11 protein-coding genes are annotated in these 14090 nt (G+C 64.2%); 7 read left to right on the forward strand and 4 right to left on the reverse strand.

Annotated elements, in window-relative coordinates; translation table 11 throughout:
• Positions 1-10 precede the first annotated feature (10 nt).
• The 5 genes from FHU34_RS15205 to FHU34_RS15225 all read left to right on the forward strand — a co-directional run bounded on the left by FHU34_RS15205 (position 11) and on the right by FHU34_RS15225 (position 9602).
• On the forward strand, positions 11-1063 hold the full coding sequence (locus FHU34_RS15205; RefSeq protein WP_145780934.1) for an NAD-dependent epimerase/dehydratase family protein: 1053 nt from the start codon (positions 11-13) through the stop codon (positions 1061-1063).
• A gap of 124 nt (positions 1064-1187) precedes the next feature.
• Positions 1188-3575: a galactose-binding domain-containing protein gene (locus FHU34_RS15210; RefSeq protein ID WP_145780936.1), complete on the forward strand. Its 2388-nt coding sequence runs from the start codon at positions 1188-1190 to the stop codon at positions 3573-3575.
• A gap of 510 nt (positions 3576-4085) precedes the next feature.
• The gene (locus FHU34_RS15215; protein ID WP_145780938.1) at positions 4086-5219 is read left to right on the forward strand and encodes a hypothetical protein; all 1134 of its coding nucleotides are present in this window, start codon (positions 4086-4088) and stop codon (positions 5217-5219) included.
• 509 nt (positions 5220-5728) lie between these two features.
• Positions 5729-9022: an NACHT domain-containing protein gene (locus tag FHU34_RS15220; protein ID WP_145780940.1), complete on the forward strand. Its 3294-nt coding sequence runs from the start codon at positions 5729-5731 to the stop codon at positions 9020-9022.
• Between the two features lie 25 nt (positions 9023-9047).
• Entirely contained in the window at positions 9048-9602 is a 555-nt protein-coding gene (locus FHU34_RS15225; protein WP_145780942.1) for an HD domain-containing protein, read from the forward strand.
• On the opposite strand, the gene FHU34_RS15230 is transcribed toward FHU34_RS15225, so the two are convergent.
• Together FHU34_RS15230 and FHU34_RS15235 are read right to left on the reverse strand one after the other, a co-directional pair.
• The gene (locus FHU34_RS15230) at positions 9590-10060 is read right to left on the reverse strand and encodes an NUDIX hydrolase (protein ID WP_145780944.1); all 471 of its coding nucleotides are present in this window, start codon (positions 10058-10060) and stop codon (positions 9590-9592) included. The two genes, FHU34_RS15225 and FHU34_RS15230, sit on opposite strands and share 13 nt — an antisense overlap.
• A 26-nt stretch (positions 10061-10086) precedes the next feature.
• Positions 10087-10836: a helix-turn-helix domain-containing protein gene (locus FHU34_RS15235; protein WP_145780947.1), complete on the reverse strand. Its 750-nt coding sequence runs from the start codon at positions 10834-10836 to the stop codon at positions 10087-10089.
• Between the two features lie 354 nt (positions 10837-11190).
• Here FHU34_RS15235 and FHU34_RS15240 point away from each other — a divergent pair, with 354 nt between their 5' ends.
• Positions 11191-12441 carry a helix-turn-helix domain-containing protein gene (locus FHU34_RS15240; RefSeq protein WP_145780948.1) on the forward strand — a complete coding sequence of 417 codons (1251 nt, stop codon included), beginning with the start codon at positions 11191-11193 and terminating at the stop codon, positions 12439-12441.
• A 22-nt stretch (positions 12442-12463) separates the two neighbouring features.
• Here FHU34_RS15240 and FHU34_RS15245 read toward each other — a convergent pair whose 3' ends face one another.
• Positions 12464-12748, reverse strand: a complete 285-nt coding sequence (locus FHU34_RS15245; RefSeq protein ID WP_145780950.1) for a hypothetical protein — start codon at positions 12746-12748, stop codon at positions 12464-12466.
• Positions 12742-13062, reverse strand: a complete 321-nt coding sequence (locus tag FHU34_RS15250; RefSeq protein WP_145780953.1) for a hypothetical protein — start codon at positions 13060-13062, stop codon at positions 12742-12744. Before FHU34_RS15250 ends, FHU34_RS15245 begins: the two co-directional genes overlap by 7 nt.
• 168 nt (positions 13063-13230) lie before the next feature.
• Between FHU34_RS15250 and FHU34_RS15255 the strand changes: the two genes are divergently transcribed.
• Complete coding sequence (locus tag FHU34_RS15255) at positions 13231-14082, forward strand: alpha/beta fold hydrolase (RefSeq protein WP_145780955.1); 852 nt, start codon at positions 13231-13233, stop codon at positions 14080-14082.
• Positions 14083-14090 lie beyond the last annotated feature (8 nt).

Raw genomic sequence — 14090 nt, forward strand, 5'->3', positions numbered from 1 at the left:
GGAGTTCCACATGGATCTTCCCGTTGCCGCCGGCGGTGTCGATCCGCCGACGAACCTGATGCCCCGGCGCGTCCTGGTGACCGGAGGCGCCGGCTTCATCGGCAGTCACGTGGTCGCCCGACTGATGCTGATGGGCAACCAGGTCCGGGTACTGGACAACTTCTCCGCCGGCCGGATCGAAAACCTGGTCGACGCTGCGTACAGCGGACTGACCGAGTCGGACGTCGTCTCGGGTGACATCCGTACGCCGGAGGGTGTCGAGGTCATCCATAGGTGGCAGCCGGACGTGGTGGTGCACCTCGCCGCACAGTCGAGCGTTCCCGCTGCCCGTCGGTCACACCTGTACGACGCCGACGTGAACGTGTTCGGCACCGTCAACGTGCTGGACGCCTGCGCCCGGAGCGGTGTACGGCTGGTGATCAACGCGGTCAGCGGCGCCATCTTCGGCAGTGTCGCCGCCCACGAGTTGCCGGTCGGCGAGGACCGTCCGATCGCGCCGGTGAGCCCGTACGGCATCAGCATGGCTGCCGGCCTGCGCTACCTCGACTGGTACGGGCATCAGCACGGCCTGTCGTACACCTCGATGGTGTTGGGAAATGTCTACGGGCCCCGGCCGCAGGGCAGTGACTGCGGCGTGGTGTCCCTGATGGCCGACGCGCTACTCGGGGGCCGGCAGGTGGTCATCTACGACGACGGCGCGCAGACCCGGGATTTCATCTACGTCAGCGACGTCGCCGAGGCGATCGCGGTCGCCTGTCACCACAACGGGGTGGGGATGGTCAACATCGCCTCGGGTCGGCAGACGAGCGTCAACGAGGTGTACGACACCGTCCGGGAGGCGTCCGGCGTCGACAACGCGGCCCGTTACGAGCCGCTGCCCTGGCCGGGCGAGGTGCGCACCATGGCGCTGGACAGCAGGAAGGCGCGCGAACTGCTCGGCTGGTACCCCAAGGTCGGCTTCACCGCGGGCGTACGGATGACGGTGCGCGACGCCCGCCGCCGCCAGGACGCCAGCCAGATCCTGTCCCCGGTGTGGGCGCTGGAGCGCGCCATCAGCCACTGACGACCCAGCGCATAATTCCCGTGATCTGAACGGGATTTTCATTGATCAGTCTAACTCTTGCGGGTTGGTATCCACTGCTGCCACGATGGCCGTCAATGCCTTCCGTCCCGAAGGAGTGGTCGTCATGGCGGTCTCCCGCCGCAGGTTCGTCACGTCCGTGATGGCGGGGTCCGCCCTCGCCGCCGCCTCCAGCACCGAGCTGCTCGCCACCATGTCCAGCCCTGCACACGCCGCCAGTCCCCCCGGGGACGTGGTCGGCAAGGTGACGGTCGGCTACCAGGGCTGGTTCAGCGCCCCCGGCGACTCCGCGCCGATCGGCGGCTGGTGGCACTGGAGCCGCGACAGGTTCCAGCCGCCGTCGCCGGCCAACACCACCATCGTGTCCTGGCCGGACATGCGCGAGTACACCCGCGCCTATCCCACCGCGTACCCCAACCTCGGCAACGGCCAGCCGGCCACGCTCTTCTCCTCCTACGACCAGCAGACGGTCGACACCCACTTCCGGTGGATGCAGGAGTACGGCTGCGACACCGCCGCCCTGCAACGGTTCAACCCGATGGGCGACGAGGGCCCGACCCGCGACGCGATGACGCAGAAGGTGCGTTCCGCCGCCGAGCGCTACAACCGCAAGTTCTACATCATGTACGACGTCACCGACTGGTTGACGTTCCAGTCGGAGATCAAGACCGACTGGACGACGAAGATGTCGGCGCACGTCGCATCCAGCGCGTACGCCCGACAGAACGGCAAACCGGTCGTCTGCATCTGGGGCTTCGGGTTCAGCGAGCCCAGCCGCCCCTTCACCCCGGGCCCCTGCCTGGAGGTCATCAACTGGTTCAAGGCGCAGGGCTGTTACGTCATCGGTGGCGTGCCCACCTGGTGGCGGCAGGGCATCGAGGACTCCCGCCCCGGCTTCCTCGACGTCTACCACGCGTTCCACGCGATCTCGCCGTGGATGGTCTACCGGGCCAGGACCGTGGAGGAGCTGGACTCGTACTACAACAACGTCAACGTCGGCGACATGGCCGACTGCGCGGCACGCGGCATCGACTACCTGCCCTGCGTGATGCCCGGCGACCTGGCCGGTGGGCACCGCAAGCACGGCGACTTCTACTGGCGGCACATCTACAACATGGTCCGGCTCGGCTCCCAGGGCCTGTACGTGTCCATGTACGACGAGTACAACGAGGGCAACCAGATCGCCAAGACGTCCGAGACCCAGGCCACCACCCCGGCCGGCGCGAACATCCGGGCGCTGGACGAGGACGGCGTCGCCTGCTCCTCCGACTACTACCTGCGGATCACCGCCGACGGCGGCCGGATGCTCAAGGGCCAGCTCGCGCTCACGGCGGTCCGTCCCACCCCGCCGATGGTCGGCACTCCACCCCCGACCAGCGGCGACCTCGCGGCCGGCCGGTCCACAACGGCCAGCAGCCAGAACGGCCCCTTCCTCGCGTCCAACGCGGTGGACTCCGACGCCGGCAGCTACTGGGAGAGCGGCGGTGGCGCGTTCCCGCACTGGTGGCAGGTCGACCTCGGCGCCAGCCAGCAGGTCAGCCGGATCGTGGTGCGGCTACCCGCCGGCTGGGGCGCGCGTACCCAGACCATCACCGTGCAGGGCAGCGTCGACGGCAGCTCCTTCTCGACCATCGCCGCGGCCTCCGCGTTCACCTTCGACCCGGCCACCGGCAACACCGTCAGCCGCACGCTGACGACCACCACGGCCCGACACATCCGGCTCAGCATCGCCGGTAACACCGGCTGGCCGGCGGGCCAGCTCGCCAAGGTCGAGGTGTACGGCGCCAGCGGCACCACGGACACCCCGCCGACCGCCCCGAGTGGTCTCACCGTCACTGGCAAGACGTCGACGAGCGTGTCCCTGGCCTGGACCGCGTCGACCGACGACAAGGGGGTGACCGGCTACCAGGTGCGCCAGGGCGGCACCGTGGTCTCCACCGTCACGAGCACCACCGCCACCGTGAGCGGGCTCTCCGCGTCCACGTCGTACACCTTCACTGTCGTCGCCCGCGATGCCGCCGGCAACACCTCCGGCGCGTCTTCCGCGGTCACAGTGACCACGGACGCCGCGGCCAACGCGGACCTCGCCCGGGGTCGACCCACGTCGGAGAGCGGCCACGTGCAGAGCTATGGGTCGGGCAACGTGGTCGACGGTGACGCGAACACCTACTGGGAGAGCGCCAACAACGCGTTCCCGCAGTGGGTCCAGGTCGACCTGGGTTCCTCGCGCACTGTTGGGCGGGTGGTGTTGAAACTGCCGCCGTCGTCGGCCTGGGGTACTCGGACGCAGACTCTCTCCGTCCAGGGCAGCACCGACGGGTCGAGCTTCAGCACGCTCGTCGGCTCGGCGGGACGGGTCTTCAATCCGGCCAGCGGTAACCAGGTGAGTCTCACCTTCACCGCCGGGCAGGCGCGTTACGTGCGGATCACCGTCACCGGCAACACGGGGTGGCCGGCCGGGCAGTTGTCGGCGCTGGAGGTCTACGCCAGCTGACCGATCGGATGGGCGGCCACCGGACCCGACCGGCGGTCGCCCATCGGGCGGGCAGCACACTCTTCAGATCAGAACTGAACCTTCGGCCAGGATGAAAATCCTCGCCGTCGACGCGAAGTCGCCCCTGAGGCCACTGCATTCAAAAACTCCCCGAACGGCCTCCTGGCATGTGTCGAGATCGACCGATCGAGCCGACGACCCCTTGACCCCCAGAGATCGGCAGTACAGTCCAGGTTCGGCTCCCACCGCTGGTCAACGGCCTGATGGTGGTTGCAGTTGTTCCGGGGGGTGTTGTCGGTTGCTGTACTTACTGCTGTACGTGCGCTCGGCGGGCACACACCGCGCGAAGCCCGGCACGCCCTGGCCGCCCTGATGCGGCCCTAGCCACGCCGACGCATTGCGCGCCGCCCGTCCGGGCACAACCTGAAAGCACCGTTTTAGGAGCCCTACCTCCGGACGCTACCGGCCTGTCCAGGGGACCGACCGGTCGAGGACGGGGTACTGTGGCTCGTGCTTCCCAGCCTTCAGTTCAGCGAGTTTCACAAGTTCCTCGTGAGCGCTGGCGGCTTATCTCTAGCCTCGGCGGTTGCGCTCCCCGTACTCCTGTTGCGGTCTCAAAAGGCCGTCATGGTGACACAAAAGCAGCTTGCCGACTTGAGCCCCGATTCCAAGTCCGCAGTCCTGGAACAACAGAGGCAGGCCTTGTGGGTCATTAACCATTGGCCGCACGCCTCGATCGCTCTCGGAGCGATAGGCCTCTTGCTGATCTTCATCGGCGGCACCATATGGAAGACACGACAAGACCGCCTAAACGAGCGAGAGTCCGAAGACCTGACGTCCGTGAAGCTGGAGCAGGAAAGAGTTAGACACGAAATCCGTTCATTGATCCGCCAGAACAAGGAGACCGACGACGAGACGGTCGACGCGATCGATCAGTCATTAGAAGCGGAGGAGGTTGCGCCGACAGAGGAATCTTCCCAGAGTGCCACGGCCGAGGACCTGCCCAACCCTCGGAAACCCTCGGATAAGGCGAACCAGGAAACCGCCCCCACGATGTCAAGCGGCACTCGCGCAAACATTGAAGCGCTCCAGATCGTGAAGAGGAACGCGGGCACTAAAGAAATCCGCGGAATGCTCGCCTACATTCAAGCACAGGAAGAGGCTCTGCTGTACCTGGAGCGCCTATACGAGGGGAAGCTTGACTACGTCCGTGGTGTTCGGGTCGGTCGCGAGCGGGCAGATTTTATCGTGACCTCCGACACCGACGACATGCCACACCTGGCCGTAGATGTCGCCACGCTTAGCGGATTGACAACCACAGTCGTACGAAGGCGGGTTTTACAAGCGATCGAATGGGCTCGAACCGCAAGCTATTCGACGCACAAGGAGTTTAACGGACCCTTCCGCCCAGTCATCTTCTTCGTTTCTCCCGACCTTCAGAACTCCAAGCTACGAGATCTAGCCTTTCGGGAAATCGAACAAGCATTGGGTGTTCGCGACCTGGCAGATGGAGTTCCACCCATGACGATCATCCTTGTTAGATCTGACGGGTTCGACACACTGCCTCTGGACAAGAGTCTGTTCACAGGCCCACATCCAACCTTCTTGCAATGGACTGCCACCCCGCGAGCCGCCGACCAGTGATCAACGGCCTGTTACGACACGACACGACACCAGCCGCTGCCTGCAACGCCCGCTAACCATCCCGTCGGCTTTCGTCCGCACACAGTGGAGCAGGTGGAGCACCCCACCGTCTGAACGACCCTGACCGGGCAGGCCCCACCTGCTCGTCTTCGCCTGTACGGGGTTGTCGGGATGCGGCCACCATCCCGGAGCGCTCGGGCGCCCCGCCGGAGGCACTGCCTGTGTCTTCACCACTTGATGCCCCGAAACTGCCAGCGATCGTGGCGGCCCGGGGCTTCTTCGAATGTCGCGGCGCCGGTGGGCTGTCACCGTCGCGCTGGCGGCCGAATGCCAGAGGCGCGGCGGCGGACCATCGACCTGGCCTGTTCGGCGGCGCGAGCGGCCTGCGAAGTGGGCTGCCTTGATCTCGTACAGAAAGTCTTCACCGGGCAACTACGGAAGGATGGACCAAATCTATCCTTTTAGTGTGTTCCGGGTGTGGAGTGACTTGCTGGACCCGATAGGGCACAATGACTGAACCCACAGCCGAAGCAGCTGGAGGTTTCATGGTGGACCTTTCCAAGCTCCTTGGACCTGTGATCGGCACGCTTGTGCGAGCGGCCATAGAACGGCCGGTTGGAGCCGGATCAGTGGCAAAGCCCCTATATCCAGAGGGGCGGGTGAAACTACCGGGGCGAAGAGTTGGCAACCTGACCCGCGCGTTGAGCAAGAAGCTTGCCGAGCAGGTAGGGGCAACGCTGACTGCGGTTCATGAGATCGAATTCGGTGACCTGGCGGGCGAAGAATGGGAAGCCGCAGTGAGTGCCGCCTCCGAAACTCTTGCCCAGATATCTCCGATTACCGCGACGATGCTTATTGCGATGGACCTGGATCCGGAGCGCCTCTATCGAGAGTGCCGCGAACAAGACCATGGGCGCATCGACAGAGCTGCGCTTAACGAGAGTCAATCGATGGCGTACGAACGAATCCTTCGAGAGTGTTCGTGGCAAATCGTCGAGTTCGTTAGTCGGCAGCCCGAGTTTACGCGGCGAATACAGCTGGAGCTTATTCGCCGAACTGGCGAAATCGCTTCATCGGTGAAGGACCTAGCCGTCACCACCGAGCCGCAGGTGATCGAGGACTTCGAGCGGCGATATCTCGACCTGGTGCTTGAAAAGCTTGATAGTCTCCAGTTGTTCGGGGTGACTCTTAGGCACAGCGACGCCTACTCTCTCAGCACCGCCTACCTCAGTCTTCATGCCGCGCCCGAATCGGTAGCACGAGGTGGCCGGGTTAGCGCTGACCGACTTAGGGTTCATGAGGCACTAGCCGACGCCAAAAGGGTACTAATTCGCGGAGAAGCAGGATCAGGCAAAACCACCCTCCTCCAGTGGCTTGCTGTCAATTCCGTACAGGCTCCACAGAACCTTCCAGTCGGATGGGTCGGAGCCATTCCTTTTCTGGTGCCACTCCGGCGGTATGCCCTGCAGGATCTGCCTTCCCCAGCTCTTTTTCCACGCGAGGTTGCTCCAGCGCTATCCTACGAGGCGCCTTCGACATGGATGGCCTCCGTTATGCGATCTGGCCGAGCCCTTATCCTTATTGACGGCGTTGATGAGTTGCCGCGCAGTAGGCGAGGAGACGTCTGGATCTGGCTACACGACTTGGTCGTCACGTACCCGGACGCGACCTATGTCATCACCTCACGGCCTCCGGCCGTAGACGGCAAGGTTCTCGTTCCCGACGGCTTCGAGACCTTCATGCTGCTTCCGATGGGTGCCGCAGACGTTCGAACTTTCGTAGGTCAATGGCACACGGCAATCACTGCTGTCCGAGATGACACCAGCCAATCGATCAAGATGTACGAAACCGAGCTGCTAGAGAAACTTGCTCGCCGTCGTGATTTGCGGCGACTCGCAACGAATCCTCTGCTGTGTGCTCTGATTTGCGCCCTTCACCTAGAACGTTATCGACAGTTGCCCCAGGATCGCATGGGCCTCTACAGCGCGGCACTTGAAATGCTTCTCGTCCGGCGCGACGAAGCCAGAGGTATAAGCGCGGACCGGCTAACGCTTTCTCAGCAGGACCAAGAGGCGCTTCTTGGCCAGCTTGCATACTGGTTGGTGCGGAACGGCTGGTCGGACTGTGACCGCGGCGCCGCGGCTGCGAGGATATCTCGATATATGCAAGCCATGCCGTACGTGGACGCTAAGCCTGCGGATGTGCTCGACTTCCTCTTGCTCCGATCCGGGGTCTTGCGCGAACCCGTAGTCGGAGTTGTCGACTTCCTTCACAAGACATTTCAGGAGTACCTGGCGGCACGCGCCATTCTCGACGAGGGCGATATCGACTCGATGCTCCTTCACGCACATGAGGATCACTGGAGGGAGGTGATCGTCATGGCGATAGGTCACGGCCGGCGAGATGAGCGTGAAAGAATAATCAGAGGCTTACTTGAGCGCGGCGACAGGGTTGAGGAGATTCGTCGGCCCTTGTATCTGTTAGCGGTTTCCTGCCTGGAACACCCCGGTGCGTTGGACCCGGAGTTGGTTGAAACCGTTAGAGAAAAGGCCTCACGCCTGGTCGTGCCCGAAGACGAGAGGCAGGTCGATCTAGTCGCTGCGGCTGGCGAGGTGATTCTTGACGTCATCCCTGATCCGACCTCGTTGACCGACAGGGAAGGCACGCTGTTGATCGACGCTGTGAATCGCTTCGATATCGAAGATACGTTGCCGGTTCTCGCGAGAATTGGACGGTCAAACAGCCGAGCCATTCGAGGAAAGCTGGCGGCGGATTGGCCCGATGCTGCCGTCGAAGCCTATTCGGAAACCGTCTTAAACGGTATGCGGCTAGACGACGTTACGGTTCACGTGCGCACTGAGCGGCAACTTCGATCGGCCGCGAAACTTCCTGCACTCACAGACATATTAATTGAGGGAGTGTCAGATTCCCTTCACCAGCTTAGTGGCCACCCAGCATTGAGGACGATAATGTTGGGTCCGGCAAGTCTGAGTGACCTTAATTTCGTACGAAAATGCGAATTGCTTCGGAGTCTTATACTTTTCAGGTCCAATTTAGCTGACGGAATATCAAGCATCTCGGGTTTAGAACTCGAAGAGGTCGCTGTGCTAGGAATCCAGCACGTCTCGAGTGTCGAGAAATGTATAGAAGCATTGAACACACTACCAAAACTTCGACGTTTAACTATAGATCAGGCGATGGTCGCCAAGGACGTCAAGTTGCTTGCAGCAACCTGCGCCGTGGAGCGAATAGATTTGCTCGCCTCGCCATGGATGGCTTCTGCGATTGACTATGTGCATCGAGATCTAGCCTGGGCAAGTTTCTCCGGCTCCAATAAGGAGCAGAACTGGCGGCGCGCTAGTGTTGCTGCAGTCAGTCATCTCCGAAGTTTGCGTGAGCTCTCGGTGTCCGGGTGGCCTTCACCGACAGAACTAGAGATTCTGCGAACGATGGCAGAATTGGAAACGCTGCGCGTTGTCGTGGCGGATGATGACCTGCGAGACGTTGTATTGTCTGCCGGACTCGAATATAGCTACCCGAAAATAGAGTTTGGGGCATTGCGCACACTTCGATCATTGCCTTCTTTGCGACGTTTGGAAATTGCCATCTTCACCTTGGAGAGAGTGCGATCGAACAAATGGCGCGAACTCACTCGCGGGCATAAGGTGCAATACTATCGGGGCGCACAACTGCCAACTTTGATTCAAGAGCTTTCCAACAATCTTCCGCGTAATTCCACGACAGAAGTCGTGATCAACGGGCATCTTTCTCACCGAGCAAGATCCGATGCTATAGACCAGTAGTCAGGGAAGGCCGTACCCTGGCAGGGTGGTTGACGCTGTTGTGCGCGCAAGACAGGTTGCCGAGCAGTACCTAGCCCTCAGTTTGCCGCGCCGTTGGTCTCATGTGGAGGCTGTCGCGGCTAAGGCTGAAGGTCTTAGAGCACTGGTCGGCGATGACGCCGCCATCCTTCACGCTGCCGCTTGGCTACACGACATCGGCTATGCGGTGGAAATTGCCGACACCGGGTTCCACTCGCTGGATGGGGCACGCTGGTTACTCCGGCAAGGGTTTGGCCGGCGCCTGGCCGGTCTCGTTGCACATCATTCGTGTGCTTCCTACGAAGCGCATGAGCGAGGGTTGGGTGCGGTCCTAGCCGCAGAGTTTCCCCTAGAGGAGTCATCCGCCTCTGATGCGCTCTGGTACGCGGACATGACCACCGGACCCGACGGCCAGGATCTGACCACCAAGGAGCGGCTGGCCGAGATCCGTGAGCGATACGGCCCCGATCACCTAGTCACGGGGTTCTGGCGGAAGGCCGAGGCAGCGTTGGTCGAAGCCGTACGTCGGACGCAGGACCGGATGGTCGCTCAACCGATGTAGGGCTGGTTTTCTCCTACAAAGCCATGCTGGATGCGGAGCCGCATCGATGGGTGGATTGATAGCTCGGCCAGCCCGTCGCGGGCGACCCATTGCACTGCCGAAGACTCGTCACTAGTCGTTGGCGCTCCGCTCGAGTATCGGGCGCGGAAGCAGATCGAGAACTGCTGCCTTACCTCACCGTCGTTGTACTCGACCACATGGTTCGGGTTGGAGTAGACCCCGACCAAACCGGTCACCTCCACCTCGACGCCGGCTTCTTCGCGCGTCTCCCGTACGGCCGTCTCGGCGATGTACTCGCCGAAGTCCTGGGCGCCGCCGGGTAGTGCCCACAAGCCGTTGTCGGTGCGCTGGATGAGTAGCACCCGTCCCTGCTCGTCCTGAACGAAGACGGTAACCGCGACGACGATGCTGTTCGGCTTCGGGGCGTTCGGATTGTTGTAGTGCTCGGTCCGGGCCATGTCCTCAGCCTCTCACCACCTGCGACTCAGTGTTCGGGCCAGACGGCCCGCTTCTTGCCGAGCACTCGGTTGAAGCTGGCGACGTAACTGTCGAACAGGTCCCCGCCGCCAAGGCGCCGCAGGTGCAGCACTGGCGCGTACGCGGCCGGCGTGCCGTAGAGGTGGGTGTTGACCAGCATCTCGTCGTCGAAGCGGTAGATGGAGTTGTACAGGATGGTGTCGTGGTAGTAGATCCCGACGTTGTCCAAGTCCCGTAAGTCCTTGTAGAACGCCAACGCGTTCAGGATCTTGTTGGACATCGCCGGGCCGATGCCCTCGGCGTCTCCACGCTCGGCGATGTGCTCGCCGTCCGGGTCGCCGAATAGCAACTCCACCTGCGCCCCAGCCAAAGCCTTCTCGCGGAGCGTTGCGATCCAGCGGTGGTTGAACTCGGGCAGGAACAGTCCTCCGTAGACCAGGACGCCGACCTGTCGGGTGGCGTGCTCTAGGAGCCGCTGCCAAAGGTCGGTGGGAACCGCTCCGCGGCGAGGGTAGATGTGGACAAGTTCCGACTGGCTGATCTGCACGGCTCGTTGCGTCGGAAGGGCATCTGGCCAGAGGTACGACTCACTCTCGTTCAGCAGTTCGGCGATCGTGTGGCGATAGCGCGGGTACGGGTTGCGGGTCTGTGTCACCCAGCGCTCGACAGTTTTTGGGTCGACACCCAGCTTTTCGGCCAGCGCCGATGCCGTCAGACCGTTCTTGAGCATGCCGTTGCGAAGACGGTCGTTCGGCATCGCGTCTCCTGCTCAGTGGCTTGGGGGACGGCATGGGGACGAATCAGCCTAGCAAGGATGTCCCCAGTCGTCCGTGACTCGCGGTGAAGTTGTCACTACCAATCGGCGGAGCCTGGTTCCACAGGAGAGGTCATCCAGACAGGACGAGAGAGCCCTCGCCGAAGCTCGGCGAGTCCAAGCGTCGGCACCGGCTGACGGAGGTGGGCATGCAAGGCGACGAGCCGACGAGCAGAGGCGAGCAATGTGAGGCGGCCGAGCGGGAGGCTGCCAAGCAGCGTCTCCTGGCTCAGGCCGAGGCGGAGCGCGTACCCGTGGAGGACACGACCCGTGCGGTCCCGGACCGGCGGTGGCGGCGTGAGCAGCGATGACCTCCCGATCGGCCGACGGGTCGCCCGATGGCGGGTGCGGCGGTCTATGACGCAGCAGATGCTCGCGGACCGGCTGCGGAGGTCGAAGAGCTGGGTGGACAAGGTGGAGCGGGGTGTGCGCACCCTGGATCGGTACTCGGTGATCCAGGAGTTGGCCCACGTCCTGCGGGTCGACCCGGAGGTGTTGCTTGGCCAGCAGCGCAGCACCCCGGCGAGCCCGCCGGACGGGGTGGACGACATTCGGGCCGCGCTGGCCCGCTACGACAACCCGCGGGCCCCGGCACAGCCGCCCGACGAGCTGAGAAGGCAGGTCGGCTGCGCCTGGTTGACCTACCAGCATGCGCACTACGGACAGTTGGTGCGGGTGCTGCCGGGTTTGCTCGACGCGGCTCAGGCCGCGCGGTCACCGGAGTTGCTGGTGCAGACGTACCGGATCACCTCGTCGCTACTGGTCAAGCTCGGCGAAGCCGACCTCGGCTGGCTGGCCGCCGACCGCGCCATGGCTGCCGCCGGAAACGACGCGCTCCTCGCGGCAGCAGCGACCATCTCGGTAGGCCAGGCGCTCCGCGCGCAGAACCGAGACCACCTGGCCCTGGCCGCCCTGCTCCCGCCCGCCAACCGCCTCCTCCCACCCCCGCCTTCTCCCGGTGATCATGAGGTTGGCGGGTCCGGGGGAGATCAAAGCGCCCGTCAACCCCATGATCACCGGGTCGGGGCGGGGGTGCACGGGCGGCAGCAGGCGCCGGGGGAGTGGGCGGTGGGTGGGACGCTGCTGGTTCAGGCCGCGCTCGCTGCCGCCGGCTGCGGCGAGCACCACCGTGCCGACGAACTGACCGAGCGGGCTGCGGGCGTCGCCGCAAACCTTCGGGGGTACGACGATGCGCACCGCACCAGCTTCGGGCCGGTCGCCGTCGAGCTGGCACGGGTGCTGGTGGCGGCGCAACGGGGTGACGCCGTCGAGGCGTTACGGAGGCACTCGGCCGTGGTGCGGCGGGAGGGGTGGTGGCGGTTGCCGGCCGAGTATCGGGGTGCGTACCTGGTCGAGGTCGCTCGGGCGTACCTCCAGGTAGGCGACCTGCGTGGGGCGGCGCGCGCCTTGGTCGACGCGGACAGTGTCGCGCCGGCTGAGGTTCGGAGCCGGTCGTTGGCGCGTACCGTCATCGCCGACGTTGCCCGGTCGCAGCCGGCGCCGGCCGGCGTGGCGCGACTGGCGACGCTGGTCGGCCTCACCCGCTGACGGGCGGCGCCCGGCCCGGCCGTCAGCAGAACCAGCCGTCCTGCACCCAACCTCGCCGGTTGATGTGCCCGTAGGCGAAGCCGTAGACGTAGCCGCCACTGCGCGGACCCTCGACCAGGAACGTCTGACCCTGGTAGAGGGTGCCCATCCAGGCGCCGACGGGTTGGGTGCGGACGAACAGGTCACTCGCGCACACCGTCTCGCGTTGGCCGATCGTGCCGTTGGCGGCGTGGGCGGGGCTCGGCAGGGCGAGCGTCGCGGCCACGACCCCGGCCAGCAGGCAAGCAATCAGTCGTCGTCTCACCATGAGTCGTACCCGCCGATGCACTCGGCGCGCAGGTAGCCCCAGTCGTTGGGGCCGAAGTCGAACGACGCCGCCCATCCGTTGTAGACCGGGTGCGCGCCTGGCGTGTGGCCGATCTTGTTGCCGTAGACCAGGGTGCGCTTGAGGCCGGTGGGCCCGCCGGCAGAGTCGTAGTTGGCGTAGAAGCTGGCGCTCTGGCAGACCACGATGGCGTGCCGGGGCACCACCGGTTCGGCCTGGGCCGGCGTCGCGGCCAGCGCGGCCGTTGTCGCTCCGATGGCCAACGCCGCAGCCGCCGGACGCAATCGTCGGGGCATGCCCACCTCCCGTACGCCGAAACTTTCCTACCGGCGAGCGTATCGGCGGCGTCGATAAATGTCGATGGCGAGTGGGTCCGGGGAGGGGCCCACGGTGGACGGCATATCTCGCGACCGGGCGGGAAAGCGCGGGGCGTCCGACAGCCCAGACCGGAGCAGGAGTCAAACATGCCTTTCATCACCGTGGGGACGGAAAACTCCGCGCCCATCGACCTTTACTACGAGGACCACGGTTCCGGTAAGCCGGTGGTGCTGATCCACGGCTTCCCGTTCAACGGCGCGACCTGGGAGAAGGAGACAACCGCGCTGCTCAACGCCGGATACCGGACGATCACCTACGATCGCCGCGGTTACGGTAACTCCGCCCAGCCGGCGTTCGGGTACGACTACAACACGTTCGCGGCGGACCTGGACGTGTTGATGACCGAGCTGGACCTGAACGACGTGACCCTGATCGGTCACTCGATGGGCACCGGCGAGGTCATTCGCTACCTGGGCAACTACGGCTCGCAGCGCGTGAGTCGGGCCGTTGTGCTGAGCCCGCTGCAACCGATGCTGGCAAAGGCGAGCGACAACCCGGAGGGTGTCGAGCGGAGCCTCTTCAAGGGCTTCCAGGACGCCATCCTCAAGGACCGCTTCGCCTACCTGACGTCCTTCTGCGACGCGTTCTTCAACCCGGACCAGAACATGGGTAAGCGGGTCAGCGAGGAGGCGTACCGGGCGCACTGGCAGATCGGCGCGATGGCCTCCGGCAAGGCCACCCACGACAGCGTGGACGCCTGGCAGGAGGACTTCCGCCAGGACCTGCCGAAGATCAACATTCCGGTGTTGATCGTCCAGGGTGACCAGGACCGGGTGCTGCCCTACCCGGTGACCGGTCAGCGGCTCGGGCCGATGATGCCGACCGGCACGCTCGTCACGCTCAAGGGCGCGCCGCACGGCATCCCGTGGACCCACGCCGACGAGGTCAACAAGGCGATCATGGACTTCATGAAGCAGCCCGCCAAGGCTCGCGCCTGACCCGTCCC

Origin of the sequence: Micromonospora taraxaci, from assembly GCF_007830095.1 — a bacterium.
Classification (GTDB): Bacteria; Actinomycetota; Actinomycetes; order Mycobacteriales; family Micromonosporaceae; genus Micromonospora; species Micromonospora taraxaci.

Coding starts and splice junctions, on each gene's coding strand:
- FHU34_RS15235 (WP_145780947.1), bottom strand. CDS start 10,836: ATGCCGAACGACCGTCTTCGCAACGGCATGCTCAAGAACGGTCTGACG.
- FHU34_RS15255 (WP_145780955.1), top strand. CDS start 13,231: ATGCCTTTCATCACCGTGGGGACGGAAAACTCCGCGCCCATCGACCTT.
- FHU34_RS15205 (WP_145780934.1), top strand. CDS start 11: ATGGATCTTCCCGTTGCCGCCGGCGGTGTCGATCCGCCGACGAACCTG.
- FHU34_RS15250 (WP_145780953.1), bottom strand. CDS start 13,062: ATGCCCCGACGATTGCGTCCGGCGGCTGCGGCGTTGGCCATCGGAGCG.
- FHU34_RS15210 (WP_145780936.1), top strand. CDS start 1,188: ATGGCGGTCTCCCGCCGCAGGTTCGTCACGTCCGTGATGGCGGGGTCC.
- FHU34_RS15220 (WP_145780940.1), top strand. CDS start 5,729: ATGACTGAACCCACAGCCGAAGCAGCTGGAGGTTTCATGGTGGACCTT.
- FHU34_RS15230 (WP_145780944.1), bottom strand. CDS start 10,060: ATGGCCCGGACCGAGCACTACAACAATCCGAACGCCCCGAAGCCGAAC.
- FHU34_RS15245 (WP_145780950.1), bottom strand. CDS start 12,748: ATGGTGAGACGACGACTGATTGCTTGCCTGCTGGCCGGGGTCGTGGCC.